This window comes from Enterococcus sp. CR-Ec1, assembly GCF_002850555.1.
Classification (GTDB): Bacteria; Bacillota; Bacilli; order Lactobacillales; family Enterococcaceae; genus Enterococcus_D; species Enterococcus_D entomosocium.
This window is the reverse complement of the sequence record NZ_CP025223.1, coordinates 2,085,985-2,111,157: the sequence shown is the minus strand read 5'-3', so window position 1 is coordinate 2,111,157 and position 25,173 is coordinate 2,085,985. Positions and strand designations below refer to the sequence as shown.

Sequence of the window (25,173 nt, the reverse complement as noted above, 5' to 3'; positions counted from 1 at the left end):
AAATATTAGAAATTGCTGTAAAAGCCGCCGATTCAAAAAATGCCGAAGATATTATGGCATTAGATGTGCGGGAAATCTCTTTGCTAGCAGATTACTTTGTGATCTGTTCAGGAAATAGTGAACGTCAAATCAATGCGATCATTGATGAAGTCATCGATAAAGAAGAAGAAAGTCAAGTATCTGTTCGCCGTGTCGAAGGAAAAGATGGTGGAAAATGGGTCTTGATCGACTTAGGTGACGTAATCGTTCACGTATTCAGTGCCTCAGAACGTGCTTTTTACAACCTAGAAAAATTATGGTCTGATGCGCCGCTTGTGGATCTTAATGAATGGGTCGTGGCGTAATGGCTTACGAAACCTTCGCATTTGTCTATGACGAAGTAATGGATTCCAGTCTCTATAAAAAGTGGCTGGATTTTTCTTGTCGTCATTTAGGAAAAAGAAAACAGCTGTTAGAATTGGCTTGTGGAACCGGTGCGTTAGCCGTTGAATTTGCCAAGGCTGGGTTTGATGTGACTGGGTTAGATCTTTCAGAAGAGATGCTGATGATCGCTAGTCAACGGGCTGAAAAAGAAGAGGCGGCTGTGCAATTTGTTGCGGGTGACATGCTGGATCTCGTAGATATTGGCACCTATCAAGCTATTACTTGCTATTCTGACTCCCTTTGCTACATGGAAGACGAGCAGAGTGTGCAGCAAGTTTTTGATGGTGTTTACAGTTGTTTAGAAGAAGATGGCGTCTTTTTATTTGATGTGCATTCCTTATATCAAATCAATGAAGTGTTTCCTGATTATAGCTACCATTACCAGACGGATGAATTTGCCTTTCTTTGGGAAAGCTATCAAGGAGAAAAAGACCATAGCATTGAACATTTCTTGACCTTTTTTGTTGCACAAGAGAATGGGTTGTTTGAACGCTTAGATGAGCTTCATCAAGAAAGAACCTATCCTCTCGAAAGCTATTTAAGAATGTTAGAAAATGCTGGTTTTGCTAATGTTGAATGCTACGCTGATTTTATCGATACAAAACCAAATGAAAAAAGCCGTCGCTGGTTTTTTGTCTGCCATAAGTAACCGTTATGTAAAACAGGAGGGATGTCGATGAAGGCTTGCGGACTAGTCGTAGAATATAACCCTTTTCACCATGGCCACCAATACCATGTGGACAAAGCCAGGCAAGAAACCAACGCTGATGTCATTGTAGCCGTGATGAGTGGGAATTTTTTACAGCGTGGCGAACCAGCAATCATCGATAAATGGCAACGAGCCCAAGCGGCATTGCAAAATGGCGTCGATTTGGTCGTTGAACTGCCATCCGCTTGGGCCGTCCAGTCTGCTGATTTTTTTGCAGCGGGAGCGATTAGGATCTTACAAAATCTGCAATGTGATTCTTTGTGTTTTGGTACAGATGCGAAACAACCCTTTGACTATGCAAAGTTCGCTCAGTTTGAAAAAGAAAATCAGCGGATGATCGATGACGCATTTCAACGCATAGCTAGGCAAAATGCTACCTATAGTCAAAAAATGAGTATGGTCCTCAGTGAGCTTTATCCTGAGTACCATGCAGAAAGAGACCAGCCGAATCATCTGTTGGGTATGGCGTATGCACGGGAAGTGTTGTGTTATGAAAAACCAATGAGGCTTGTTCCCATTCAACGAATTGCGGCCTCTTATCATTCAGAACAATTTAAGCATCCAACGATCGCTAGTGCCACAGCCATTCGTCAAGGACTCAAACAAGGTGAAGCTGTTGTGGATTTTGTTCCTGAAGCAACACAAAAATTTCTTTCGCAAAAAACAGTCGACTGGGAAGCCTTTTGGCCGTATCTTCAATACCAGATCATTTCTGCCCCCCTCGAAAAATTAGCTGCTATTTACCAGATGGAAGAAGGACTAGAATATCGACTAAAACAATATGTGACTGCGGCGGATTCGTTTGCAGATTTTATCAAGTTGTTAAAGACAAAACGCTATACCCAAACGAGACTGCAGCGTCTTGCTTGTTATGTATTGTTCCAAGTGACAAAAGCTGAAATGAGGGAAGCCCAAGCACATCCTTTTATTCGAGTCTTAGGCTATACAAAGCAAGGGCAGCAATATTTAAAAGAAGTCAAAAAAGAGCTGACCCTGCCGCTGATCGCTAAATTCGGTAAGAAAGAAGCACAGCGCTACGGCTTGTCATTGCGGATCGACCAGATTTATCAGCAAGGGAATGCTCAAATCTCAGAACAAAATTTTCGAAGAATTCCGCTTTTTATTGATAAATAAGTGAAAATTGCTTCACAGAACGCCATTTGACAAGTATAATGAATAAGGATTTTTAAAAACAAGAAAGCGAAGTGAAATCATGGGTCGTAAATGGGCAAATATCGTAGCGAAAAAAACTGCTAAAGATGCAAACAATAGCCGAGTTTATGCAAAATTTGGAATCGAAATCTACGCAGCAGCAAAATCGGGTGATCCTGATCCTCACGCGAACCAAAAATTACGCTTTGTTATCGAACGTGCGAAAACCTACAATGTGCCAAAACACATTATTGACCGTGCGATTGAAAAAGCCAAAGGTTCTGGCGATGAACAATACTCAGAACTTCGATATGAAGGATTTGGACCAAATGGATCAATGGTGATCGTCGATACTTTGACAAACAACGTCAACCGTACCGCAGCCGATGTTCGGGCCGCTTTTGGTAAAAACGGCGGGAATATGGGTGTTTCTGGGGCAGTTGCTTATATGTTTGATAACACAGCATTATTTGGCTTTGCTGGTGACGATGCCGATGAGATCTTAGAATACTTGATGGACAAAGAGATCGATGTTCGTGATGTTGTTGAAGAAGATGGACAAATTATCGTTCACGGTGAACCAAGTGACTTCCATGCCATTCAGGAAGCCTTGAAAGAAAAAGGAATCACCGAATTTTCAATTGCTGAAATGCAAATGATTCCTCAAAATGAAGTAACCTTAACTGGCGATGATCTAGAAAAATTCGAAAAAATGATCGATGTATTAGAAGATCTTGAAGATGTTCAAAATGTCTATCACAATGTTGATATCGAGTAGCATCATTGATTTAACAACTCTATTGGAAGGTTCATCGTATCGATTCTTCAAGCAGGGGGCAATGGAGGGGCAAGGTTATCCTTGCTCTTTTTCTTTTGCATTCAGCTTGTCTATTAAATCTTGCTCCACTTTTTTAGTAACATGGGTATATATCTTCAAGGTAGTCAAAGGGTTAACCTGACCTACTCGAGACATAATTGCTTTCTGATTTATTCCCATCTCTGCTAATAAAGAAATATGGGTATGGCGAAAAATATGTGTTGATAATCGTTTATTTAATTTACCTTGTTCTTTTAACTTTGCAGTTAGATTTCGCAAAACTCTGTTCATGCTAAAAGGAGGTACCGAATCTCCATTTGGTGCTGCTAGAATGAAACCCATGTCATTATATTTAGAATTTATTGCTTTGTTTAATTCATTTTGACTGATCCATTTATCAATAATCACTTTTGTTTCATTACTTATCGGAATTTTTCTGTTTGAAAAGACATTTTTCGGACTTGTTGTCAATCCGTCTTGTGCTTTTGAGTAGTTATAGAATAGCGTTTTGTTAACATCAAGTGTAGTACCGTCATAATCTTCAATTTTGAGAGCAGCAAGCTCGCCGTATCGTAAACCTGTTTTAGATAGAACCTCTGCGATTTCAGCATATTGCGAAGCGCACGAACTATGTTTTAAATTTCTTAATTCACCTATTACTAATTCAAGTTCGTCTGGTTCTAAATATTTTTGAGTTACTTTTTCGTGTTCTTCAATAGTGGTTTTTTTACGTTCTATTTTTACATCCTTAACTATATTATGTTCTACTAAGCCAACTTGTTTAGCATATTCGAACATATTTCTAAAAAGGGACCTAATAGCATCGGTGTAAGAATGAGAGTAGTTTTCCTTATAATAGAATTCATTTAAAAACTTTTGTATATAGCTTGAAGTAAGGTTGTTAATCAGAACAGATGTATCCATTCTTAATTCAACTGCTTTGTATAAGCTAACGCTTGTCAAATAAGTTTGTTCTTTGACCTTCTGTTTATAAATTTCAATCCATTCTTCATACAAATTTGCTAAGGTCACTTTGTGTTCGTTTGGGTTACTGATCTTAGCATTTATTTTTTCTTGTAATTCCATCATCGCTTGTTTTTTAGCTTGATTGGATTTTGATGTCAGTGTAACAGATACACGTTTAAGTTTTTCCGTGTAGGGGTCCTTGTACCTTTCAAAGTATTTGTATTTTCCATTTGGTAATTCTTCCATCCACATGACTTTCACTCCCATTTCGTGATAAAATAGGCATAACAAATAAGCCTATAGTTTATTTTGTTTGAGCACGCTCTCGCTTTGGTTGGTGGGGCGTGTTTTTTTATTTTGTTTCGAACGTTGTATGACAATTAGTACAAAGCCATTCGTTCTTTCCTTTTTTACCTGCAAAACCTGCCAACGTACCAATCCCACCTGTTAATGCGGCACCGCCGACCGCCTTACCAACTGAGAATCCTTTTTTATTATTTTGCATGAACTGTACATCTCTAGAGTGGCAAGTAGGGCACTTTATAACTTTTTTATTTTCTTTTTTTGCTGCTGATTGGGCGCTCAACTTATTGTATTCTTCGCGTCCGCTCTCACTCCATTTTTCCCATCTTTCATGAAAGTCTTCACTCCGAGTTGCTAAAAACAAAGAACCTGCTGAAAGTGCTAATATAAATAGCATCTCAATATCAGCAAAGGCATCCCAAAGGTAACCAAAATACAGATAAGCTCCTAACATGACGATCGATAATACCAAAAATCTTCTTTTGTTCTTTTTTGCTCTGTTCATCTTTCTAATTCCTCCTGATAAGTTTTTTCGTTAAAAATTATTTAGTTCTATTAAATCACCACTTTAAATACATAATCATTATTTTAAAATAAAACATATATTTAATTAAATGTTTTATGAAATTTAAATAATTAAAGCGTTTAAAATTATACGTTTAAAAAAATACGAACATATGTTCTTTGTTGGTTAAAAAAATAAATAGCCCTTTTGTTCATCGTCGATATGCTGGGCCATAAAATTTTTTACTATTGGTTCATATTTAAAATCTAAATCATAGCTTTCTAAAAAATTTATGCTGTTGAACGCTTCAGGTGAAAAATCAGGATCATAAAGACGAGTTTCAATCATTTGTTCGATCATAAATTCTTCAGCCTCTTGTTCCATTTTTGATCGTAAAGAAAAGGTTAAATTATATAATTCATAATTCCTCATATGTTTAGCTGCATGTCCTAGTTCATGTAAGAGAGTAACTTTTTCTTTTCTTTCTGACAAAGATGAATCAAGGACTATGGTGTTGATGGCCGCGATGTAATGACCATCAGCATCCATTTTCTCCTTCTGAACAACAGAAACATTTAATTGTGAAATGATATCATTGATTTTTGCATCCATATAACACACCTACTTAGCATCATTTTTATTTTTAATATATGCCTCGATAATTCCAGTTAAAATTTGCCTGTCGTTATCGGTAAGAGGTTTACCATCGCTGCTCATGACTGAAGCCAAGGCTTCTTCAACTGTGAGATTTTTAGGTGCTTCTGTTTTGTATTCTGGACTGTCTGTTCGACCCAAAAGATAGTCCACAGACACATTGAAATAGTCAGCTATTTCTTGTAGTTTGTCCGCGGAAGGTTGTTTGCCACTTTTTAATGAATAAAAATAATTTTCGCTATAACCCAAGTCATTTGTCACTTGTTTAATTGTTTTGGATCGATTTTTTGTAAGATTTTTTATTCTTTCAAAGACTGTCATATCAATGATTCTCCTTGTTTCTTACAATAAAACAATAAAAAAGTGTAGTTTTTCGTTTACAAAATAAACACTATAGTGTAGTATTGTTCTTGTAAGTTAGTTCGATAGAAAAAAGCAAACTAAAAACAGACCTTTAAAGCATAAGTTTGGCGACCCATTGCGATTATTAGGCGTTTTGTAGGCTTATTTAACTATAATTATATACTACACTATAGTATAGTTGCCAGTCAATGACTTTTCGAACTAACTTACGAATATTTCTGAAAGGAGATGTTTGGTTTGCCAGATACAGCAGTAAGCCGCCAAAAGATTCGTGATTACTTTGAGTCAAAGGGGATTTCGCTCATTAGCGTGGCAACGTATTTCAACATCCACAAGCAAGACTTAAATGATTATCTATCTGGAAAGAATCAGAGTAAAAAAGCTCACGATACACTGACGGCGATTATTGAGTATTACAAGATCAGATAAGAGGGAAGGGAGATAGGTGAGTAGCATGCAGATCACAGTTGCTAAGACGATTGAAGTTCCTCAAGCTTGGATGGCTAAGGATGAGGCAATCATTTATTTTGGCTATCAAAAGCACAAAGCTCTATTTCAAAAGCTACTGCGAGAGTTCAAAGAGCATGAGGACTATAAAGAAGGTTACCGGTTACCCACGTATGGTTTGCCAATCGTTAAAGTCCAGTTGTTCGATGAGTTTCTGCTGTGGCGAGATCAGAACAAGTTTAAACGAAAAAGGCAAGTATAGGAGGAAGTATATGCGAAGAATCTACTGGCTTAGACGTACAGCGTTTTTGCTTACTGTTTTTGCGATGGGAACCTTGGTTGCAGGAGAAATCCCCACGTGGGTAAAAATCCTATATCCCACAGCCGTGATGATTTGGTTGATTGTATATGATGATGCGATCTTTGAGCATCGCTCTCGGAGGTGGAAAGAATAATGACTAAATCAGAAATTTTAGATTTACTTTATCGGACAATTGATTGGAAGGAATGTTATTACGAAGCTCAAGCATTGATTGAAGGTAGAACAAAATAAGGAGGGGGAAAATTGAAAGCTTGGACCACAAAGGAATTGGCGTATGTCCGAAAGAACGCATTACTAGCCGAAACAAATGAAGTTATAAATTCCGAACAACTTGCAAAGAAACTAGGCCGAACAGTTTCAGCAATTATGAAAAAAATTTCTCAAATGAGAAAAGATGGACAGTTACCACCAGTAAAAAGAGAACTGGCTTTTGAGAGTAACGGTAGACCATGGACAGCGACAGAAGAAAAGCGATTGATCGCGATGCATAAGCAAGGGGCTTCGTATGTTGAAATTGGAGAAGCGCTAGGGCGATCAAAGGGATCTTGCTCTAATAAAGTTTCAAAATTGCAAGCAGCAGGGAAGATAAAAAAGAAACGAGTTGAGCAATGGACCAGTGAACAGGTTCAAACATTATTAGATCATGTAACATTTGATCAAAACGGCTATGTATCGAATTATATGGAATTATCTAGAGTCACAGGTAAACAGTATGCTCAGGTTGTGCATAAAGTTAATAATTTGAGGAAGGAAGGAGAAATTGGCACACGACCTATTGAAGGAACGACAAGCATCAAGGCAAAAGAGTCAATGCAAAAATTCAATGATGCTCGATTTGCTCAATACGAGAGAAAGGAGGACGCGCAATTGGAACAACCAATACAAGAAAAACGCGTAAGTGCTGGATCACTCAGCATCGAATCCAAGGAAGAACGAGTAATCCATACTGTAGTGGTTTTTGCAGGCGTAGAAACTCACACTTATTTTTCAGCTGATGGAACCAAAATTGTGGAATTACAAAAAGGGAGGGATGAATAGATGCCGAAGTACAGAACGAAAGAAGGCTATACGATAGACGACAAAGGAAATAAGGTTATGTCGATCACGCCATCTATCTTCGTCGGTACAGCAGAATCAGAAGATGGGGAAAAGATTCAAGTGCTTACAACGTGGGGACAATCACCGATGGTCGAGTTTGAAGACGGATCGCAGGTTGTTTGGTCATGGAACGAATTAATCAACGAAGCGATTGAGCTAAAAACACAAGAAGAGCCTACCTCGTCTGCCAACGAAGTAAGCCAATAAAAACAAACTATTCAAGGAGATTATACCATGATAAACGAAAAAATTACACAACTGATCAATGATTTGGCAATAGAATGCAAGGAAAACGACGTTACTTTGTCACTTGGAGCTTTCGGTGAAGATGGAAAAGGACCGATGGTTCAGGTTGGGTCAAATGCGAGAATTGAGGCATCAATTGCTCATCAGCAAGAACAATGGGAAAAGAACCTCAAAGAATGCGGTTGTATCGGCTGCAGATTTCGACTTGAGAAACTGAATCATGATGAACCAGATATTGATATCGAAGACGATATTCAATCAATTCTGAGTGTCATTGCTGATCATTTAAACGAAGCAGTGGGAGGTATGGTTGATGGCAGTGAAGATAAACAAGCTTGAAATCGAAAACGTCAAACGTGTCAAAGCAGTAAAAATTGAACCCAATGCGAGCGGATTAACCATCGTGGGTGGAAACAATAACCAAGGCAAAACTAGCGTCATTGATGCTATCGCTTGGGGACTTGGCGGTAATAAATACAGACCAAGCCAAGCGCATCGTGAGGGGTCAGTCACACCACCACATCTTCATATTGTCATGAACAATGGGCTAGTCGTTGAGCGTAAGGGGAAAAATTCTGATTTGAAGGTCATTGACCCAAATGGAGAGAAAGCTGGTCAGAACTTATTAAATAGCTTTGTCGAAGAGTTGGCCATCGATCTACCGAAATTCATGGATTCGTCAAGTAAGGAAAAAGCAAATATACTCCTGCAGATTATTGGTGTGGGTGATCAACTGTTTGAATTAGAACGCAAAGAGCAAGAAATCTACAATAAACGCCATGCAATTGGTCAGATTGCTGATCAAAAGGAAAAGTTTGCGGCTGAACAACCTTACTTTCCAGATGCTCCAAAGGAACTGATCTCTGTTTCTGATTTGGTAGCCAAGCAACAAGAAATCCTCGCAAGAAACGGAGAAAATCAACAAAAACGTAATCAGGTCAATCAAATTTCTTTTCAGTTGGAGCAGTCCAAATCAAACATCCAAGCGATCAACTTGAGGATTGAAGAACTTCAAGCACAACTGCAGAAAGAACAAATCGAGTTCGACCGACTATCAAAAGACTTCGCAACAGCGCAAAAGACTGCTGAAAACTTGCAAGATGAATCGACACAAGAATTGCAACAAAACATTGCAGAAGTGGATGAGATCAATCGACGAGTCCGAGCGAATCTTGACAAGGACAAAGCCGAAGAAGATGCCAAAGACTACAAGAATCAGTACGACGTGCTCACAAATGATATCACAGCGATACGTGAAGAAAAGAGCTCTTTACTAACGAATGCGAAATTACCACTTCAAGGGCTTTCTGTGGCTGATGGTGAGTTGATCTATAACGGTCAAAAATGGGATAACATGTCCGGATCTGATCAGTTAAAAGTATCAACGGCGATCGTCCGGAAATTAAAACCGGATTGCGGCTTCATCCTATTGGATAAGTTGGAGCAGATGGACATGGTCACGTTGAACGAGTTTGGCCAGTGGCTGGAACAAGAAGGCTTACAAGCCATTGCAACTCGCGTTTCAACAGGGGACGAGTGCGAGATCATTATCGAAGACGGCTATGTGACCGAGAATAAGCTAGCACCGTCTGAGGGCGGACCTACACCTCAGCAATCACCACAACCTAAGTGGAAGGAAGGAGAATTTTAATGAATATTACGAAAGGTGTCATTGCAAGGGCACAAAAGGTCGTGATTTATGGACCGGAAGGGATCGGGAAATCTACACTGGCTGCTCAGTTTCCTAATCCATTATTTATTGATACGGAAGGCAGTACCGACAATATGGACGTTGCACGTTTGGATAAACCTAGAAGCTGGTCGATGCTTTTACAGCAAATCGATTTCGTGAAACAAACGATGCCCTGTGCGACTTTAATCATTGATACTGCAGATTGGGCAGAACGTTTATGCATCGAGCATATTTGTTCACAATTCGGTAAAAAGGGAATTGAAGATTTTGGCTATGGAAATGGGTACACGTATCTTGCTGAAGAGTTCGGTCGTTTGCTGAATAAGTTATCTGATCTCAAAGACATTGGCGTGAATGTTGTATTAACCGCACATGCCCAAATCCGTAAATTTGAACAGCCAGATGAAATGGGAGCTTATGATCGGTGGGAACTGAAGCTGGGTAACAAAAAGACCTTAGCTACAACGGCACCTTTAACTAAAGAGTGGGCGGATATGGTTTTATTCTGCAATTACAAAACGATGTCTGTCGCTTCCGATGACAAAGGAAAAAAATTCAAAGCACAAGGCGGAAAGCGTGTCATGCATACAACGCATCATCCAGCTTGGGATGCCAAGAACCGATTTGGCTTGCCAGATGAGTTGGATATGGGCTTTGCAGGAATTGCGCACATTTTCGCGTCTCAGAAAGCACCACAGGTAACGGAAAATACACCAGCAGCGGTTGAAACGCCAGTAACCGAACCAGAAACGGTTCAAGAAACGCAACCAGTAACAACGGAACCAAATTTTGATCGAGAGCCAGACGATTATGCAGGGATTCCACAACAACTCATTGATTTGATGAAAACAAACAATGTCATTCCTGCAGAAATCATGGCTGCGACAGAATCCAAAGGGTATTATCCGACAGGCACACCGATTCAAAACTATGATCCGGGATACATTGATGGCGTGTTAGTTGCTGCATGGCCACAAGTATTTACTATGATTCAAGAAATTCGAAAAAACCAACAATTTTAGGAGGAACGATCAATGACACAACAATTTCAACAAGAACGAGAATTAGGCTGGGATGACACGATTGTCCAAGACAGTGAGTTTGTACTACTAGAACCGGGAGAATACTGGTTTACAGTAGAAAAATTTGAACGAGCACGTCATACTCCAAATCCAAATTCAAGAAGTCAAAATCCTTTGCCAGCGTGTAATAAAGCAATTTTGACATTAAAAATTGAGACTCGAACAGGGGAAACAAAGACCGTAAAGCATAATCTATTTTTGCACTCACGTACAGAAGGCATGGTTTCGGCGTTTTTCGGAGCCATCGGTCAAAAGAGACATGGTGAACAGTTGCAAATGAATTGGCAAACAGTGGTTGGATCTATCGGCGTGACATCCATTAAAAAAGAAATGGGTAGCAATGGGAATGAATACAATTCTACTGGATACATGATTTATTCCGAAGATGTGGATACAACAAAACAACTAAATGATCGACCGGGATCAGCTCAATCGGCTTACCAACAACCACAAGCAAATTATCAAGCACAGCCTGCAGCCAATCCAAATCAACCAGTAGCAAATTCAAATCAGCAACCAGCCCAAAACTTTACCCAACAACCACCAACTAACCAACCGCAACAAGGCTATCAACCGGGAGCATTTTAGGAGGAATTAAGCATGACTAAGAAAATCGATTTGCCATTGTCAGAATTAGCGGAAGGCGCCATCCAAGAAAATTGGATGGTGAGCTTCAAAAAGTGTTTCAGAACATTCATGATCCAAACACATCGGCAGAAGCCAAACGTGTCGTTACGATCAAATTAGAATTCAAGCCAGATGGTACTCGTCAAGTTATTGCTGTCGACAGTAGTTTCACAACAAAGCTTGCACCAGTGGATGGTGTATCTACAACCGTTCTAACCGGGAAGGATCTCACAACTGGGAAAGTCGAAGCGCATGAGTTGCGATCGACAGTGCCAGGGCAAACGTATTTAGATCCTGAAGATGGACAACCTAAAACGGACATTGGGGAACCAATTGACGTCATCGAAAAAGAAGAAGCTAATCGTCAGCAAGTAATCGACCTACAAAAGAAAAGAGGATAAATAAATGGACTTAACAAAAGATGCAATCAAATTTTTAACAGAAGTAGGAACTGAACCACATGAAAGAATAGTTGAAATGGATGATGGACGTTTATTTTCTGTGAATACTGCAGGAAACGTGGAAGAAATTTTCCCTCATGCTGTATTGGCCAAAAACAGTATCCGAATCAATACACTTAGCGGCTTAGTGAATTATGTGAAATCGAACATTGAGCGTGAAGAGGAAAAATTGATTCTGCACATTGAAGATGAAACAACTATCAAGTTGATGGGAACATTAGAAATTGATGGACGACGTGAAGTGCTTGCAACAACTGAAGCGATTTTACCAAGTTTTGATTTTGGCTATTTCTACGACATGGAAGCTTTTAACATTGCCCTTCAGTCTAAATTTGTCAATCTAAAATCTGAAAAGCTTCTTGATGATCGGGCGATCTTATTGCAAGTAGTAGGCAATGTGACCGAAGACAATGTAAAAATGACTGGCGACGATGGTGTAAGCCAAGCAGTCGCGATCAAACAAGGGCTTGCTAGTAAAGCGGATGTGAAAGTACCGAATCCGGTCAACTTGGCACCTTATCGGACATTCCTTGAAGTAGAACAGCCAGTTAGTCAGTTCGTATTCCGGATGAAAGATGGTCCACGTGCAGCCATTTTTGAAGCAGATGGAGGTGCTTGGCGCAATCAAGCAATTGTGAATATCCGCGAGTATTTGAAAGAACAGCTTGCAGATGAAGTTATATCACAACGTATCACGATTTTAGCATAGGAGGATTATTTTGATATTAGAGTCGGTTCATTATACATCAGAATTTAAGAAGCATATTGAGTGGATAATTGAAGAATTAAAAAAAGATAGCACCAAAGAGGGCTATCTGGAATTAGAGTGGTTTGATGAATCAATATTAATAGATTTAGATATGGCGAGAGAAATCAAGAGAGTTATTACAACCACAAAGTAACAAAATGACCTATAACAGCACCAATAACGGTCGATACCAAATATGATATTGGTTTGAAAAATTTTGATTCAACGAAACGTTGCCAATAACCTTTTATTGAAGTCCCATAAAGTTGATTTTTTGGGACTTCAATTTCAAGTTTATTATCTACTGCTAAATTGACAATTTGAGAGAACATCCGAACTTTTCCGGATGTAGATAAACTTAATTCATAATATTTTTCATCCTTAAATGCTTCAGATTCCTCTTCTCCATTCAAAAAATGTTTGGGTTTTAAATTATTTCTACTCATTAGCATCTGCATTTTTGGATCAGCAATATATTCAGGTCCGTAAACTTCTTTCAAGAGAGATGCGATATTTATCTGACTTGAATCTTGTATCTTTTCAGGAGTACCTCCAAGTACCTCAAATCGATGCTCGAGAGCTTTAAATCCAAAAATTGAATCTCTCATGTTCCAGTGTAACCACGCTTTTTCTCTGTTTTGAGAAACATATTTGTAAAAATCAGAGAGCATTGATTCTTCAATATCAGCATAACGTGTAGAAATTTGATTAAACTCAATATTCATTTTTTCCGCGGTTTTATAAATGGCAAAGAGCTCGGCTTGCCCGTATTCTAAGTTTTCTATCGCAATGGAGGTTATTTTAGGGCTTTTTCCCTTGAGATTATAAAAGCTCTCGCATGAATAATGAATAACAAGGTATTTATTCTTATTTTTATCTATTTCTTTTAACTTTTTCAATCCGTTTTGGCGATCAGTGACTCGACTCATATTGAACCTCTTTCTAAATATTTATAACAATTATACCAACAAAGAAAGGAAAGTTCTATGCAATTAAGGCCCTACCAACAAGAAGCGCGCAGTTCAATCCAGAAGGAATGGAAAGAAGGTAAGAAACGTACGTTGCTAGTTCTACCTACTGGCTGCGGAAAAACAATTGTATTCAGTAAGGTCATCGAAGATCGGGTAAGAATGGGCGAGCGTGTGCTCGTCCTTGCCCATCGGGGAGAATTACTGGATCAAGCTTCTGATAAATTAGAAAAGTCCACTGGACTAAAAACAGCAGTTGAAAAAGCAGAAAAAACAAGCCTTGGAAGTTTCTTCCGGGTCGTGGTGGGATCCATTCAGAGTATGCAACGTGAGAAGCGATTAAGTCAGTTTCCGCCTAATTACTTTGATACGATCATCATCGATGAAGCCCATCATTGTATTAGTGATGGTTATCAAAGAGTACTGAGCCATTTTGAGGATTCAAATGTACTAGGGGTTACAGCTACGCCAGATCGTGGCGATATGCGAAACCTCGGTACATATTTCGAATCTTTGGCTTATGAATACACCTTACCAGCAGCAATAAAAGAAGGGTTTTTGTCACCAATCAAAGCATTAACTATTCCCTTGAAATTAGACTTGACTGCAGTGAAACAACAAGCCGGTGATTTTTCTTCAAGAGATTTAGGTACTGCATTGGATCCCTATCTTTATCAAATCGCTGATGAAATGGTCAAGCACTGTGCAAATAGAAAAACAGTGGTATTTCTACCATTAGTAAAAACTAGCAAAAAATTCCGAGATATCTTAAATGAACGTGGATTCCGTGCAGGGGAAGTGAACGGTGATTCAAAAGATCGTGTGGAGGTTTTGGAAGACTTTGAGAATGACAAATACAACGTCCTTTGTAATTCGATGTTGCTAACAGAAGGTTGGGATTGCCCATCGGTCGATTGTATCGTAGTTTTACGTCCGACAAAGGTTCGATCACTTTACAGTCAAATGGTGGGACGTGGGACTCGATTACATGAAGGAAAAGAAGAACTTTTGTTGCTAGACTTTCTTTGGCACACGGAACGTCATGAGCTTTGCCATCCGGCGCACTTAATTGCCTCAAGTGATGAGGTTGCACAGAAGATGACTGAAAACATTGAGGATGCAGGCGAGCAAGGATTGGCATTGGATTTGGAAGAAGCAGAGGTACAAGCTGAAAAAGACGTTATTGCAGAACGTGAGGAAGCTTTAGCCAAGCAATTGGCGGAAATGCGACGGAGAAAGCAAAAACTTGTAGATCCATTGCAATTTGAAATGTCCATTCAAGCTGAGGATCTTACCAGCTATGTTCCTTCCTTTGGTTGGGAAATGGGACCACCTTCTGATCAACAAATTAATGCATTGGAAAAATTGGGTATTCTTCCTGAAGCAATCGAGAATGCCGGAAAAGCTAGTCTCATGCTTGATCGTTTGCAGAAACGAAAAGAAGCAGGTTTGGCAACACCGAAACAAATTAGACAATTGGAACAACGTGGCTTTATGAATGTAGGTACGTGGTCTTTTGATGCCGCAAAAAACATGATTGGTCGAATTGCGTCAAACGGTTGGCGTACGCCTAATACTGTTGATCCTAAAACATATTCGCCTGAGTTAGTCCATAATTGACAGATATAGAAAACTAGAAAGGAATGTATTTATGAGATCAAAAAAAGAACAGCAACATTTTGACGAGGGATATTTTTCGGCAATGAGAGATGCTATGTCACTCGATATAGAACATTATGGAAATGGTGCTGGGGCAGAATTGATACAAGAATTTAATTTGAGACGTTCCGATTTTTTGAAGTATTTTGAAGCTGAAGATATTAAATTTATAGATGAATATGTTGAAGAAGGATCAAGGCGATACAAAGAAATTTGGTTATCATAATTATTCTACTATCCACCAAAATTGTGGAAATAAAAAAACTACCCTAAAAGAGTAGCAACAGAATCATAAATTATTTTTTTTTGAATCTGAAATTCCGTGTTTAACTGCCAATCTGATGATTCCATAAAGCATAAATCCTATAAAAATATACCAAATAAAAGCTAAAAAAGTTCCCAAAGCAATACCTCCTTTTAGGTATTGTAACATATTTTATATTTTACCAAGTCAGTTATCCGACGAAATAGCAGAAAGTGAGGTCATTATATGAGAGAAATTGACAGAGTGCGAAGCAGCAGGTCTGAGTTGGCAGCAATGATTGAAAGCTACCATGCACTCGGATATGTTGTGCAAGTCGCAATGGTCGGAGACTTCAGTTCCTGCCCTCTAGGTGCAATGGTAGAGCACAAGCCATATCTTGTGAAAATATTCAGTTTAAAGGAGGAATAAGATGACGGAGGAAAAAGAGCGTCTTAGACCAATTGGTGAACGACCAGTTGAAATTGTCATCGGCGAAAACATAAAAAAATATTATGAAGAAAGCGACTATGATAGCTTAACAGCTTTTGCAAGAGATATGGGATGCGATGCTGCTCGTGTAAGAAGGATCATGGGCGGTAAAGCTGCCTTTAGTATTCAATTGCTGCAGCGTGCCGCGTACCATTTAAACATCAAAACACTTGATCTTTTCGAAGATTGGGCAGACTAAACAAGGAGCAGCATATGGAAAGCAAACTAGATTTAACAGAACTATTACAATACGTTGACCCAACCGTGCTGAGTTATCAGGAATGGGTCAACGTGGGCATGGCTCTTAAACATGAAGGCTATACAGCGCTTGATTGGGACCAATGGAGCCAAAAAGATTCCGGGCGCTATCATTCCGGAGAATGCTTTAAGAAGTGGGATAGCTTTGAGGGCACCAACCAACCAGTTACTGGTGCAACAATTACACAGTTGGCCAAAGATTATGGCTGGACATCTCCTTTTAGAAGTGAAGACGGTGGACATGAATTGGATTGGAACGGTACACTCCAAAAAGATGATTTGGTTATTATTGACCGTAACTGGATAGAAGGTAAGGAAATAAACGAGCCATCGAAATGGGAACCAGCAAAACAGATCATCCGATATTTAGAGACGCTATTTGAGCCTTCTGAAACGGTTGCTTACAATGTGGAATCTTGGCAGGACGATGACGATAAGTGGAAGCCTTCGAATAAGGGGGCTTTCGATCGAACTGCAGGTCAATTGATTGAAGCGTTGACTCATTGCGGCGATGATATCGGCTCAGTCCTTGGTGATTATAATCCGGAAGCTGGTGCGTGGATTCGTTTCAATCCTATGGATGGTAAAGGAGTTAAGAATGATAATGTCACAGAATTCCGCTATGCGTTAGTAGAATCTGACAATATGAGTCTTGAAAAACAAAATGCAATCATGCGAGAACTTGAGCTTCCAATTGCTGCATTACTTTATAGCGGCAGTAAATCGATTCATGCCATCGTGCGAGTGGATGCGGACAATTATCCGGAATATCGGAAGAGGGTTGATTACCTTTACGATGTCTGCAAGAAAAACGGACTGACAAATGATAATCAAAACAGGAACCCTTCAAGGCTTAGTCGGATGCCAGGTGTCACACGAGGAGAAAAAAAGCAGTTCATCATCGATACCAATATAGGAAAATCCTCGTGGGATGAATGGAAAGAATGGATTGAAAGTGTCAATGATGATCTTCCGGATCCGGAAAGCTTATCAGATTTGTTCGACAAAGCAATTGAGCTTGCACCGGAACTAATTAAAGGAATGTTGCGTCAAGGGCATAAGATGTTGATATCAGGTCCATCTAAAGCAGGAAAATCATTTTCGTTGATACAGCTGGCAATTGCTATCGCTGAAGGTCGCCGGTGGTTCGGATTCGATTGTGCGCAAGGGAAGGTTCTTTATGTCAATCTTGAATTAGATGATCGGTCGGCAAGAGTTCGTTTCGTTGATATCTATGAAAAACTTGGCCAAGGTCATGCAAACGTCGGAAACATTGATATTTGGAATTTACGTGGTAAGACTAGCCCGATGGATAAGCTAGCACCAAAGTTGATCCGACGTGCTCAAAAATCCAATTACATGGCCGTGATCATCGACCCGATTTATAAGGTACTGACCGGGGACGAAAACAGCGCGCATGAGATGGCTAAGTTTACGAACCAATTTGATAAGATCGCGACAGAGCTGAATTGTGCGGTCATATACTGTCACCATCATTCGAAAGGCTCTCAAGGCGGAAAAAATTCGATAGACCGCTCGAGCGGATCCGGCGTATTTGCACGAGATCCCGATGCCATTCTGGATTTGATTGAGTTACCGGTCACGGAAGACAGATACATGGCCATGGAAAATGAGGCAATCTGCAGTGTTTATCTGAAGGCTATTAAAACGCATAATCCGACATATGGCGAAATAAGTCAAGATGATCAATTCAGCGTGAAGCAAATGGGTCAACACTTGATGAGTGCAATTCGATCACAGGAAATCTTAAAACAAGTAGAACTTGAAAGGCAGCAGGCTGTCCGTCTGGCAAGGCAAGCAACAGCATGGCGCATCGATGGGACGCTGCGAGAGTTTCCTAAGTTTGATCCAATCAATGCGTGGTTCAAATATCCGCTTCATGTATTGGATCCATCACTGGCGGATATCAAACTAGACGAGGATCCAAAAGACAAGTGGAAAAAAGGTACGAAGAAAGTCAATCAGTCTCGTAGTGAGAAATCTAGACAAGAGCTAGAAACAGCATTCGGCGCTTTGTCTATGGATGGTGAGGCAGTGAGTGTTGAAGATGTAGCAGAATATCTAGATATAGACAAAAAATCGGTTTACAGGAAAGTAAAAAAACATGACGGATTAAAAACTGAAGGTGGCTATATTGAAAAAGTTGAAACTGATAATAGTAACAATCCATAGGGTGTTACTAGCTTGTTACAAAACATTTAATCCGGTAACGACCTATAACAAGTTACTAGCTTGTTACAGACGATAAACGTTGTTAGACCGGTGTCTGCTAACCTCGTAACTATCTCCCCTTGGGGAGTAGATAGTTACGGAGGGTTACAGCCAAGACAAAATGGATAGTGAAAAATAAAATGTGAATTTGATTAGAGAAATAAAATAACGCGAAATGAGGATAATTCATGTTACTAAGCAAAAGTATGGAGCTGATGAAAAAATATGGCAACTGTCCTGAATGTGGGAATCGTTTTATTGGAAATGGACAAGGTGGGTTAGTTATTGAAAAATACACATTTGAGCGTTGGTGTAAATGCGGTTGGAAAGTAATTATGGATGTGCGAAAGGATGAAGATGATGATTGAATTTTTCATGCCGATGATTCCGCCAGAAACAACTCACCAGCAAAAGAAGGTGTCAGTAGTAAACGGCAAGCCACATTTCTATGAACCTAAAGAACTGCAGGCTGCACGAGAAAAGTTGACTGCACATCTGGCCAAGCACGTTCCGGAAGAAAAATACATGGGTCCGGTTCGTCTCATGGTGAAGTGGTTGTTTCCTACAATAAATGGTCATCAAAATGGGGAGTACAAATACACGAAGCCAGACTTGGATAATAGTCAGAAATTATTGCAGGACTGTATGACCGATTTAGGATTCTGGAAAGATGATTGCTACGTGGCCAGCTTGGTAGCTGAGAAATTTTGGGCAGATCAACCGGGCATCTATATCAGAATTGAGGGGATATGATTGGATTGGAGTGCAATATTTTCGGATTTACATGAATGGATGAACGAATCAAACCAGATGACCCAGCAATATCCGATCACGTCTGATCAGTATTGGGAATGGCTAGTAAAGTCTATTGGGGAACTGGGTAATAAATACAATAACCATCCATTAGTACTTGGGTTCTTGAACGCGGTCATTACGTTTCAAGATGAGAATGTTCAAAAATTAAAAAATGTAAGAGGGTGATTCGCATTTATGAATGGGTGACTACATTAATGACCATCGATCAGGAACTGTATGAATTGCAGCTTGCCCTCGATTTGAATGAAAAAGAATTACATCGCTGGCAAAATTATTCTAGCAACGATGGTGATTTGGCTAAACATCATACCTTTTTAACAGCTCTACAAAAGCAAGCCAGACTTAAGGAAGTGATTGAATCAATGGGAACCAGAGAGGAAGAATTGAGAAAACAAAGGCAAGATATTATTGATACGATTGAAAAGTTTCAGGGGCTAGATCAGCGTATCCTTAAAATGAAGTATGTGGAAGGTATGACACTTGAATCAGTTGCTGAAGAGACTGGGTATACCTATCAATATATAAGAAGCAGACACGCAGACATCATGAAGATGATAAGATTTAGCAAAAATGTATAATACGTTGTCAACACAGATTCAACAGACGTATTGATTTTTACGTGTTATTCTAATATTGTCGAAAAATATGAAAGACAGCACAATTTTTTGAAGCGAGGTGAATCATCTCATTTCAGAATTCGCTCGTGCTGTCTTTTTGTTATTGCTTTCATTTTTTCTGAGCAAGGAGTATTATTTGTTTGAAGGAGGTGAAGTCATGGCTTTGAATGAAGTAGAATTGGATATACTAAGAAGTATTTACGATGGAACGCTTATCAATGCAATCAACACAAATGTTCTAGATATCAATCAGAATAATGCGGCACTTGTTCTAGATAGACTGAATGAGAAAGGATTAATTGTTATGGAGCCTAGCAACACAGGTTTGGGAGAACAAATAATTAAAGGTCTAACTGACCAAGGCTTAATAGTTTTGAAAAATAGTTGAATTGTTTGACACCTTAAGTGTGAGGTGTCTTTTTTCATGTACATATCTACAAAACAAACACGATAAGCGAGGTGGTGGGATGAATTGATCGCATGGGATAAAATCAAACAGGAATACGAGAATGAAGATATAAGTTTGAAGGCTTTAGCTGAAAAACATAAGCTCAGTCCTTCAACTGTCCGAAGCCGAAAGAACCGGGAGGATTGGCAACGCAACGAAACAGGAAACGTTGCAACGCGTCGCAACGCAACGGACGCACCGGGAGGACAACGCAGTAATAAAAATGCTGCAGGTAATAGCGGAGGGGCACCACCGAAAAGAAACAAAAATGCCTTCAAGCACGGATTATTTGCCAAGATCATACCCAAGGAATCCCTGCAGATTGCACAAGAGCTTGCAGACAGTGATCCAGCTGATATCTTGTGGAACAACATCATGATCCAGTATGCTGCTATCATACGAGCGCAGGAGATCATGTTTGTCACAGATCGGGATGATCTGTCTAAGGAAGAGTCAGGATGGACGTCTGGTGACGGAGGCAGCAGTTCTACGATGCAAGTCCAATATGCATGGGACAAGCAAGCGAATTTCTTGAAGTCCCAATCACGGGCGATGATGACTTTGTCGAACCTTATCAAGCAGTTTGTCTCAATGGCTGATGAACAAGACGAACGCCGCAAGAAATTGGATCTCATGGATGCGCAGATCGCCAAGCTGAAAGCAAGCACGCCAGAAGGTGGCGATGATGATGGCGAACCAATTATCATCCAAGACCCTTGGAGTGATCGGCTATGAAGAAAATATTCAATGTGCTGAAAGAAGTTAACCCTCATTTCATGAGTGTATGGAAAGCGGAGAAACCTTACAACATCTTAAAAGGTGGACGAAACTCATTCAAATCATCTGTGATCGCGCTTTTGCTAGTCTCGTTGCTACTTCCTTACATAATTAAAGGGAAAAAAGCAAACATCGTCGTTATTCGTAAAGTGAGTAACACGATTCGCGATTCTGTGTTTAATAAAATGCAGTGGGCGTTGAAGAAGTTTTTCATCTTCAAGCGATTTGACACGACGGTCAGTCCGTTTAAGATCATCCATCGCAAGACTGGCAGCACGATTTACTTTTATGGCCAAGATGACTTCCAAAAGCTCAAATCAAATGACATTAACGATATCATCGCAGTGTGGTACGAGGAAGCAGCTGAATTTAAGAGCGCAGAAGAGTTCGATCAGTCCAATACGACCTTTATGCGGCAAAAGCATGAAGATGCAGCATTTGTGCGATTCTATTGGTCTTACAATCCGCCACGTAATCCCTATGAGTGGATCAATGAATGGGTAGAAGAAAAGGAAACAGATCCGGATTACTTAGTGCATCATTCAAGCTATCTGAATGACACCTTGGGATTTGTTACTGATCAGATGCTCAAGATGATCAATCGTATCAAAGAAAATGACTACGACTATTATCGCTATCTGTACCTTGGGGAGCCTGTTGGCCTTGGCGATAACGTCTATAATATTCATAATTTGAATCCATTGGATGAAGTACCGAGCGACGATTATATCGTGGCTCTTTTTTATGCCCTCGATGGTGGGCACATCAACTCTGCAACGACTTGTTTGTGCTTGGGATTGACCCAAAAAGGGAACGTCATTCTATTAGACACCTATTATTATTCACCTGCAGGGAAAGTCGACAAATTAGCACCTACACAGCTATCACGTATCTTGTACAAGTTTATCGATCGAACCTCTAAGATGCCTGTGTGCAATAATGCACCGATTGTGAACCTAACGATCGATGGCGCTGAGGGCGCTTTAAGAAATCAGTATTACTATGATTATGAGATTCGATGGAATCCGGTGGCTAAGCTGAAAAAAGCAGTGATGATCGATTATGCTACTAACCTGTTTTCCCAAGGGCGTTTCTTTTTTATCAATAATGAGAACAACAAGATCTTTGTTGAAGAGCACAAGAAATACCGCTGGGATCCTAAGACGGTTAAGAAGGACAATCCGGAAGTGATCAAAGAAGACGATCATACCTGCGATGCTTTCCAGTACTTCTGCATTGATAATGCCAAAGAATTAGAGTTGATGGTTTAGGAGGTGAGCATTTGAGGATCGTAGACAATATAAAAAAATGGCTAGGAAAGGGGGCAGCTCTTATCAATAAGCAAGAGTTTCAATCTGTATTTGATCATCCCAAAATCGATGCAGATCCAAAAGAGTTTGAGCGTATCGCTGAAAGTTTTCGCTACTATCGCGGCGAGTACGGCATCATCAATTACACTACCAGTCGGGGAAGCAAGAATAACCGCCGATTTTCTACAGTCAACATGGCCAAGAAAGTGGCTGCAGAATATGCAAAGGTTTTGTTCAATGAGCAAGCGGAGATCCTTGTCGGTGAAGTGAAGGACGAAAACGGCAAAGAAATTGCCAATCCTTTGAACGACTGGATCCAACATGTTCTTGAGCATAACGACTTCAAGAAGAACCTCAGCCGATACTTAGAGCCTGCAATGGCATTAGGTGGGTTAGCGGTCCGGCCATATTTCAACAAAGACTCACAGGAAATCGAGTTTTCTTGGGCGTTAGCTGATGCATTTTATCCGTTACGCAGCAATACGAACAAGATCAGCGAGTGTGCAATCCCATTCCGGACTACTGAAACAGTCGGCGATACAACTTACTATTACACCAAACTAGAATTCCATGAGTGGGTTTGGGATGGGGAGAAGAAAAAACATAAATATGTAGTTACCAACGAATTGTATGAAAGTGAGTCGCCGGACGTTTTAGGAAAGCAAGTTGCTTTGAAAAAGCAGTACTCGAAACTGGCTGAGAAAGCAACCTTCTACAACATGTCACGACCGCAGTTTGCTTATTTAAAACCTGCAGGCTTCAACAACATCAATCCATATAGTCCGCTAGGGCTTGGCGTATATGACAACTCGAAAAACACACTGGATCGCCTGAATTTAACCTTTGATGAATTTAACATGGAAATCAAGCGTGGCAGACGTCGGATTGCAGTCAGTGAGATGTTGATGAAAGGCAAGGTTGATCATCGTACGAATGAAATCACCGATTTCTTTGATGACGATGAAGATGTCTTTGTGCGAGTACCCGGTAGCAAAATGGATGACATGACGATCAAGGACCTGACATCTGACATTCGAACAACTGAATACGTTGCCGCAATCAATCATCATTTGCGTACGTTGGAGATGGAGACCGGCCTTTCTACTGGCACGTTTACTTTTAACGGTGAAGGGATCCGTAGCACGAAAACAGCCACAGAGGTGGTCAGCGAGAACTCACAGACCTATCAATCACGCAACATGCATGAGAAAGAATTGCGAAAGTTCATTCAAGAGCTGATCATCTCGATTTGCGAGCTTGGAACCAATGTAAAAAATGCAGTTGGCCAAAAGGTCTATAGTGGTGAAATACCTGCAGCTGAGATCATCGGTGTTGACTTGGACGATGGCGTGTTCCTGAATAAGGATGCCGAAGTAAATCAGTTTCTGCGTTTGAGGAATGCTGGCATCATACCGGGATGGTACGTGTTGGCCAAAACCAAAGACATGCCAGAAGATGTGGCAAAACGTCTTTATGCTGAAGCTCTGAAGGACGAATTCAATATGATGACCAGGGGCGACTTGCCAACAACAGGAATCGATGATTACGAGGAGTGAGTAGATGACTATCACACCGAAGCAATTAGAGATTGAAGCTTCATACGTCCAAGATGCCTATATGGCGATGGAAGACGAGATCATGAAGATGCTTGTCCGCCAGTTAAACAAGCCAACGAAAACGCCGCTCACAGAGGATAATGCATTCCGGTGGAAGATTGAAAAGATGCAGCAATTAAATTTGTTGAATCAGCAATCGCTACAGCGAATCGTCCAAGACACAGGGAACTACACCTATGGACAGCTGAAAAGAATCATTGTTGATATGGGCTTTGAGGTTATTTCTGATCTTGATAAGAGCTTATCGAAACAAACTGGAAAAGAACCACCTCCTAGGACTGAAATCAATAACGTCATGCAATCCTATTTCAATCAGCAGTGGCGAGATCTCGACAACCATGTCAATCAAACACTGATCGACACCAATTATCCGAATAATCCGCTAGCCAAGATGTATCAGCAAGTTCTCAATGATACAGTGGCTAAAATCATCGGTGGTGCTAAAACGCCACAGCAGGCGCTTAGAGAGTCGATCTATGCGATCGTGGAAAAAGGGGTTATGACTACCTTTATCGACAAGGCAGGTCGCGAGTGGAGCCTTGAGCGCTATGTCAGAATGGTTTTGAAAGCTACAACTCATCGTGTCTATCAGGATCTACGGCTTAAGCGAGGCTTAGAACACGGCATTGTCACAGCATTAATGAGTAGTCATGTGGCTGCACGTCCGGCGTGCGCTCACATTCAAGGTGGATGGGTTCTATTAGTCCGTACAGAGGATGCACCGGAAGAATTGCGGCATATTCCATCAATTTATAACCACGGCTATGGCGAGCCTGACGGCACACAAGGAATCAACTGTAGGCATCGATTATACATCCAAATCTATGATCCGAATCTTGACGTCCATATGAAACAATATGATCCAAAACAAGCGATTGACAATGCGGACCTAGTTGCTAAGCAGCGCCGCATGGAAGTCGCTATTCGTCGTGCAAAAAGGCAGCTTAATGCCGCAATAACGATCGACAACAAAGAAGACATCCAACACTTCAAACAACTGATCAGACGGCGACAAGCATCATTGAGAGCATTTATCAATGAGCACGATCAATTGTTGCGTCGAGATTATTCGAGAGAACAAGTGTATGAAAAAATAGCCCACAAATTATTTGTGGGCAACTAG

33 protein-coding genes and 1 pseudogene are annotated in these 25,173 nt (G+C 40.3%); 29 read left to right on the top strand and 5 right to left on the bottom strand.

Translation table 11 applies throughout. The annotated features are described in order from the left end of the window. The first annotated feature begins 2 nt into the window (after positions 1 to 2). From rsfS to CXM95_RS10190, 4 genes are all read left to right on the top strand, one after another. Entirely contained in the window at positions 3 to 344 is a 342-nt protein-coding gene (gene rsfS, locus CXM95_RS10205; RefSeq protein ID WP_101699132.1) for a ribosome silencing factor, read from the top strand. Then, positions 344 to 1,072 (top strand): class I SAM-dependent DNA methyltransferase, encoded by a 729-nt coding sequence (locus CXM95_RS10200; RefSeq protein ID WP_016612181.1) that lies wholly within the window; start codon positions 344 to 346, stop codon positions 1,070 to 1,072. The genes rsfS and CXM95_RS10200 overlap by 1 nt, the downstream gene beginning before the upstream one ends. Before the next feature lie 27 nt (positions 1,073 to 1,099). Then, entirely contained in the window at positions 1,100 to 2,266 is a 1,167-nt protein-coding gene (locus CXM95_RS10195) for a nucleotidyltransferase (protein ID WP_101699131.1), read from the top strand. A gap of 79 nt (positions 2,267 to 2,345) precedes the next feature. Beyond that, positions 2,346 to 3,062, top strand: coding sequence for a YebC/PmpR family DNA-binding transcriptional regulator (locus CXM95_RS10190; RefSeq protein ID WP_087664014.1), 717 nt, complete (start codon positions 2,346 to 2,348; stop codon positions 3,060 to 3,062). 75 nt (positions 3,063 to 3,137) lie between these two features. Here CXM95_RS10190 and CXM95_RS10185 read toward each other — a convergent pair whose 3' ends face one another. From CXM95_RS10185 to CXM95_RS10170, 4 genes are all read right to left on the bottom strand, one after another. Next, complete coding sequence (locus CXM95_RS10185) at positions 3,138 to 4,319, bottom strand: tyrosine-type recombinase/integrase (RefSeq protein ID WP_158297430.1); 1,182 nt, start codon at positions 4,317 to 4,319, stop codon at positions 3,138 to 3,140. Between the two features lie 100 nt (positions 4,320 to 4,419). Beyond that, complete coding sequence (locus CXM95_RS10180; protein ID WP_101699129.1) at positions 4,420 to 4,875, bottom strand: hypothetical protein; 456 nt, start codon at positions 4,873 to 4,875, stop codon at positions 4,420 to 4,422. A gap of 186 nt (positions 4,876 to 5,061) precedes the next feature. After that, positions 5,062 to 5,487: an ImmA/IrrE family metallo-endopeptidase gene (locus CXM95_RS10175; RefSeq protein ID WP_101699128.1), complete on the bottom strand. Its 426-nt coding sequence runs from the start codon at positions 5,485 to 5,487 to the stop codon at positions 5,062 to 5,064. A 9-nt stretch (positions 5,488 to 5,496) separates the two neighbouring features. Next, positions 5,497 to 5,850: a helix-turn-helix domain-containing protein gene (locus tag CXM95_RS10170; RefSeq protein WP_101699127.1), complete on the bottom strand. Its 354-nt coding sequence runs from the start codon at positions 5,848 to 5,850 to the stop codon at positions 5,497 to 5,499. Between the two features lie 279 nt (positions 5,851 to 6,129). On the opposite strand from CXM95_RS10170, the gene CXM95_RS10165 reads away from it, so the two are divergent. The 12 genes and pseudogenes from CXM95_RS10165 to CXM95_RS10110 all read left to right on the top strand — a co-directional run bounded on the left by CXM95_RS10165 (position 6,130) and on the right by CXM95_RS10110 (position 12,770). Continuing rightward, entirely contained in the window at positions 6,130 to 6,321 is a 192-nt protein-coding gene (locus CXM95_RS10165; RefSeq protein ID WP_101699126.1) for a hypothetical protein, read from the top strand. Between the two features lie 25 nt (positions 6,322 to 6,346). Then, complete coding sequence (locus tag CXM95_RS10160; protein WP_101699125.1) at positions 6,347 to 6,601, top strand: hypothetical protein; 255 nt, start codon at positions 6,347 to 6,349, stop codon at positions 6,599 to 6,601. Between the two features lie 10 nt (positions 6,602 to 6,611). Continuing rightward, the gene (locus CXM95_RS10155) at positions 6,612 to 6,794 is read left to right on the top strand and encodes a hypothetical protein (protein WP_101699124.1); all 183 of its coding nucleotides are present in this window, start codon (positions 6,612 to 6,614) and stop codon (positions 6,792 to 6,794) included. A 110-nt stretch (positions 6,795 to 6,904) separates the two neighbouring features. Then, positions 6,905 to 7,699, top strand: coding sequence for a helix-turn-helix domain containing protein (locus tag CXM95_RS10150; protein WP_101699123.1), 795 nt, complete (start codon positions 6,905 to 6,907; stop codon positions 7,697 to 7,699). Further along, positions 7,700 to 7,966: a hypothetical protein gene (locus CXM95_RS10145; RefSeq protein WP_101699122.1), complete on the top strand. Its 267-nt coding sequence runs from the start codon at positions 7,700 to 7,702 to the stop codon at positions 7,964 to 7,966. It begins immediately after the preceding gene. 27 nt (positions 7,967 to 7,993) lie between these two features. Continuing rightward, a complete protein-coding gene (locus CXM95_RS10140) occupies positions 7,994 to 8,344 on the top strand; it encodes a hypothetical protein (RefSeq protein ID WP_101699121.1) in 351 nt (116 codons plus the stop codon). Next, entirely contained in the window at positions 8,319 to 9,656 is a 1,338-nt protein-coding gene (locus CXM95_RS10135) for an AAA family ATPase (RefSeq protein WP_101699120.1), read from the top strand. Before CXM95_RS10140 ends, CXM95_RS10135 begins: the two co-directional genes overlap by 26 nt. Beyond that, complete coding sequence (locus CXM95_RS10130) at positions 9,656 to 10,720, top strand: ATP-binding protein (RefSeq protein WP_101699119.1); 1,065 nt, start codon at positions 9,656 to 9,658, stop codon at positions 10,718 to 10,720. Before CXM95_RS10135 ends, CXM95_RS10130 begins: the two co-directional genes overlap by 1 nt. A gap of 12 nt (positions 10,721 to 10,732) precedes the next feature. Continuing rightward, on the top strand, positions 10,733 to 11,368 hold the full coding sequence (locus CXM95_RS10125) for a hypothetical protein (protein WP_101699118.1): 636 nt from the start codon (positions 10,733 to 10,735) through the stop codon (positions 11,366 to 11,368). 12 nt (positions 11,369 to 11,380) lie between these two features. Then, positions 11,381 to 11,808, top strand: a pseudogene (locus CXM95_RS10120) (replication terminator protein). A 4-nt stretch (positions 11,809 to 11,812) separates the two neighbouring features. Then, a complete protein-coding gene (locus tag CXM95_RS10115; protein ID WP_101699117.1) occupies positions 11,813 to 12,577 on the top strand; it encodes a hypothetical protein in 765 nt (254 codons plus the stop codon). A 10-nt stretch (positions 12,578 to 12,587) separates the two neighbouring features. Next, the gene (locus tag CXM95_RS10110) at positions 12,588 to 12,770 is read left to right on the top strand and encodes a hypothetical protein (RefSeq protein WP_101699116.1); all 183 of its coding nucleotides are present in this window, start codon (positions 12,588 to 12,590) and stop codon (positions 12,768 to 12,770) included. Here CXM95_RS10110 and CXM95_RS10105 read toward each other — a convergent pair. Next, the gene (locus tag CXM95_RS10105) at positions 12,754 to 13,545 is read right to left on the bottom strand and encodes a hypothetical protein (protein WP_101699115.1); all 792 of its coding nucleotides are present in this window, start codon (positions 13,543 to 13,545) and stop codon (positions 12,754 to 12,756) included. The two genes, CXM95_RS10110 and CXM95_RS10105, sit on opposite strands and share 17 nt — an antisense overlap. 57 nt (positions 13,546 to 13,602) lie before the next feature. Between CXM95_RS10105 and CXM95_RS10100 the strand changes: the two genes are divergently transcribed. The 13 genes from CXM95_RS10100 to CXM95_RS10035 all read left to right on the top strand — a co-directional run bounded on the left by CXM95_RS10100 (position 13,603) and on the right by CXM95_RS10035 (position 25,173). Further along, positions 13,603 to 15,204 carry a DEAD/DEAH box helicase gene (locus CXM95_RS10100; RefSeq protein ID WP_101699114.1) on the top strand — a complete coding sequence of 534 codons (1,602 nt, stop codon included), beginning with the start codon at positions 13,603 to 13,605 and terminating at the stop codon, positions 15,202 to 15,204. A gap of 31 nt (positions 15,205 to 15,235) precedes the next feature. Then, on the top strand, positions 15,236 to 15,469 hold the full coding sequence (locus CXM95_RS10095; RefSeq protein WP_101699113.1) for a hypothetical protein: 234 nt from the start codon (positions 15,236 to 15,238) through the stop codon (positions 15,467 to 15,469). A 448-nt stretch (positions 15,470 to 15,917) separates the two neighbouring features. Beyond that, a complete protein-coding gene (locus CXM95_RS10085) occupies positions 15,918 to 16,175 on the top strand; it encodes a helix-turn-helix domain-containing protein (protein ID WP_101699111.1) in 258 nt (85 codons plus the stop codon). A 14-nt stretch (positions 16,176 to 16,189) separates the two neighbouring features. Continuing rightward, positions 16,190 to 18,427, top strand: coding sequence for an AAA family ATPase (locus CXM95_RS10080; protein WP_101699110.1), 2,238 nt, complete (start codon positions 16,190 to 16,192; stop codon positions 18,425 to 18,427). A 227-nt stretch (positions 18,428 to 18,654) separates the two neighbouring features. Continuing rightward, positions 18,655 to 18,834 (top strand): DUF3797 domain-containing protein, encoded by a 180-nt coding sequence (locus CXM95_RS10075; RefSeq protein WP_101699109.1) that lies wholly within the window; start codon positions 18,655 to 18,657, stop codon positions 18,832 to 18,834. Then, positions 18,827 to 19,219: a RusA family crossover junction endodeoxyribonuclease gene (locus CXM95_RS10070; protein WP_101699108.1), complete on the top strand. Its 393-nt coding sequence runs from the start codon at positions 18,827 to 18,829 to the stop codon at positions 19,217 to 19,219. The genes CXM95_RS10075 and CXM95_RS10070 overlap by 8 nt, the downstream gene beginning before the upstream one ends. Continuing rightward, positions 19,220 to 19,447 (top strand): hypothetical protein, encoded by a 228-nt coding sequence (locus CXM95_RS10065; RefSeq protein WP_101699107.1) that lies wholly within the window; start codon positions 19,220 to 19,222, stop codon positions 19,445 to 19,447. 29 nt (positions 19,448 to 19,476) lie between these two features. Continuing rightward, positions 19,477 to 19,860 carry a sigma-70 family RNA polymerase sigma factor gene (locus tag CXM95_RS10060; RefSeq protein ID WP_101699106.1) on the top strand — a complete coding sequence of 128 codons (384 nt, stop codon included), beginning with the start codon at positions 19,477 to 19,479 and terminating at the stop codon, positions 19,858 to 19,860. Positions 19,861 to 20,056: 196 nt separating this feature from the next. Beyond that, on the top strand, positions 20,057 to 20,287 hold the full coding sequence (locus tag CXM95_RS10055) for a hypothetical protein (protein ID WP_101699105.1): 231 nt from the start codon (positions 20,057 to 20,059) through the stop codon (positions 20,285 to 20,287). 84 nt (positions 20,288 to 20,371) lie between these two features. Beyond that, on the top strand, positions 20,372 to 21,082 hold the full coding sequence (terS, locus tag CXM95_RS10050) for a phage terminase small subunit (RefSeq protein WP_101699104.1): 711 nt from the start codon (positions 20,372 to 20,374) through the stop codon (positions 21,080 to 21,082). Then, positions 21,079 to 22,395: a PBSX family phage terminase large subunit gene (locus tag CXM95_RS10045; protein ID WP_101699103.1), complete on the top strand. Its 1,317-nt coding sequence runs from the start codon at positions 21,079 to 21,081 to the stop codon at positions 22,393 to 22,395. The genes terS and CXM95_RS10045 overlap by 4 nt, the downstream gene beginning before the upstream one ends. Before the next feature lie 11 nt (positions 22,396 to 22,406). Beyond that, positions 22,407 to 23,990 (top strand): phage portal protein, encoded by a 1,584-nt coding sequence (locus CXM95_RS10040; RefSeq protein ID WP_101699102.1) that lies wholly within the window; start codon positions 22,407 to 22,409, stop codon positions 23,988 to 23,990. Positions 23,991 to 23,994: 4 nt separating this feature from the next. Beyond that, on the top strand, positions 23,995 to 25,173 hold the full coding sequence (locus CXM95_RS10035) for a phage minor capsid protein (RefSeq protein ID WP_101699101.1): 1,179 nt from the start codon (positions 23,995 to 23,997) through the stop codon (positions 25,171 to 25,173).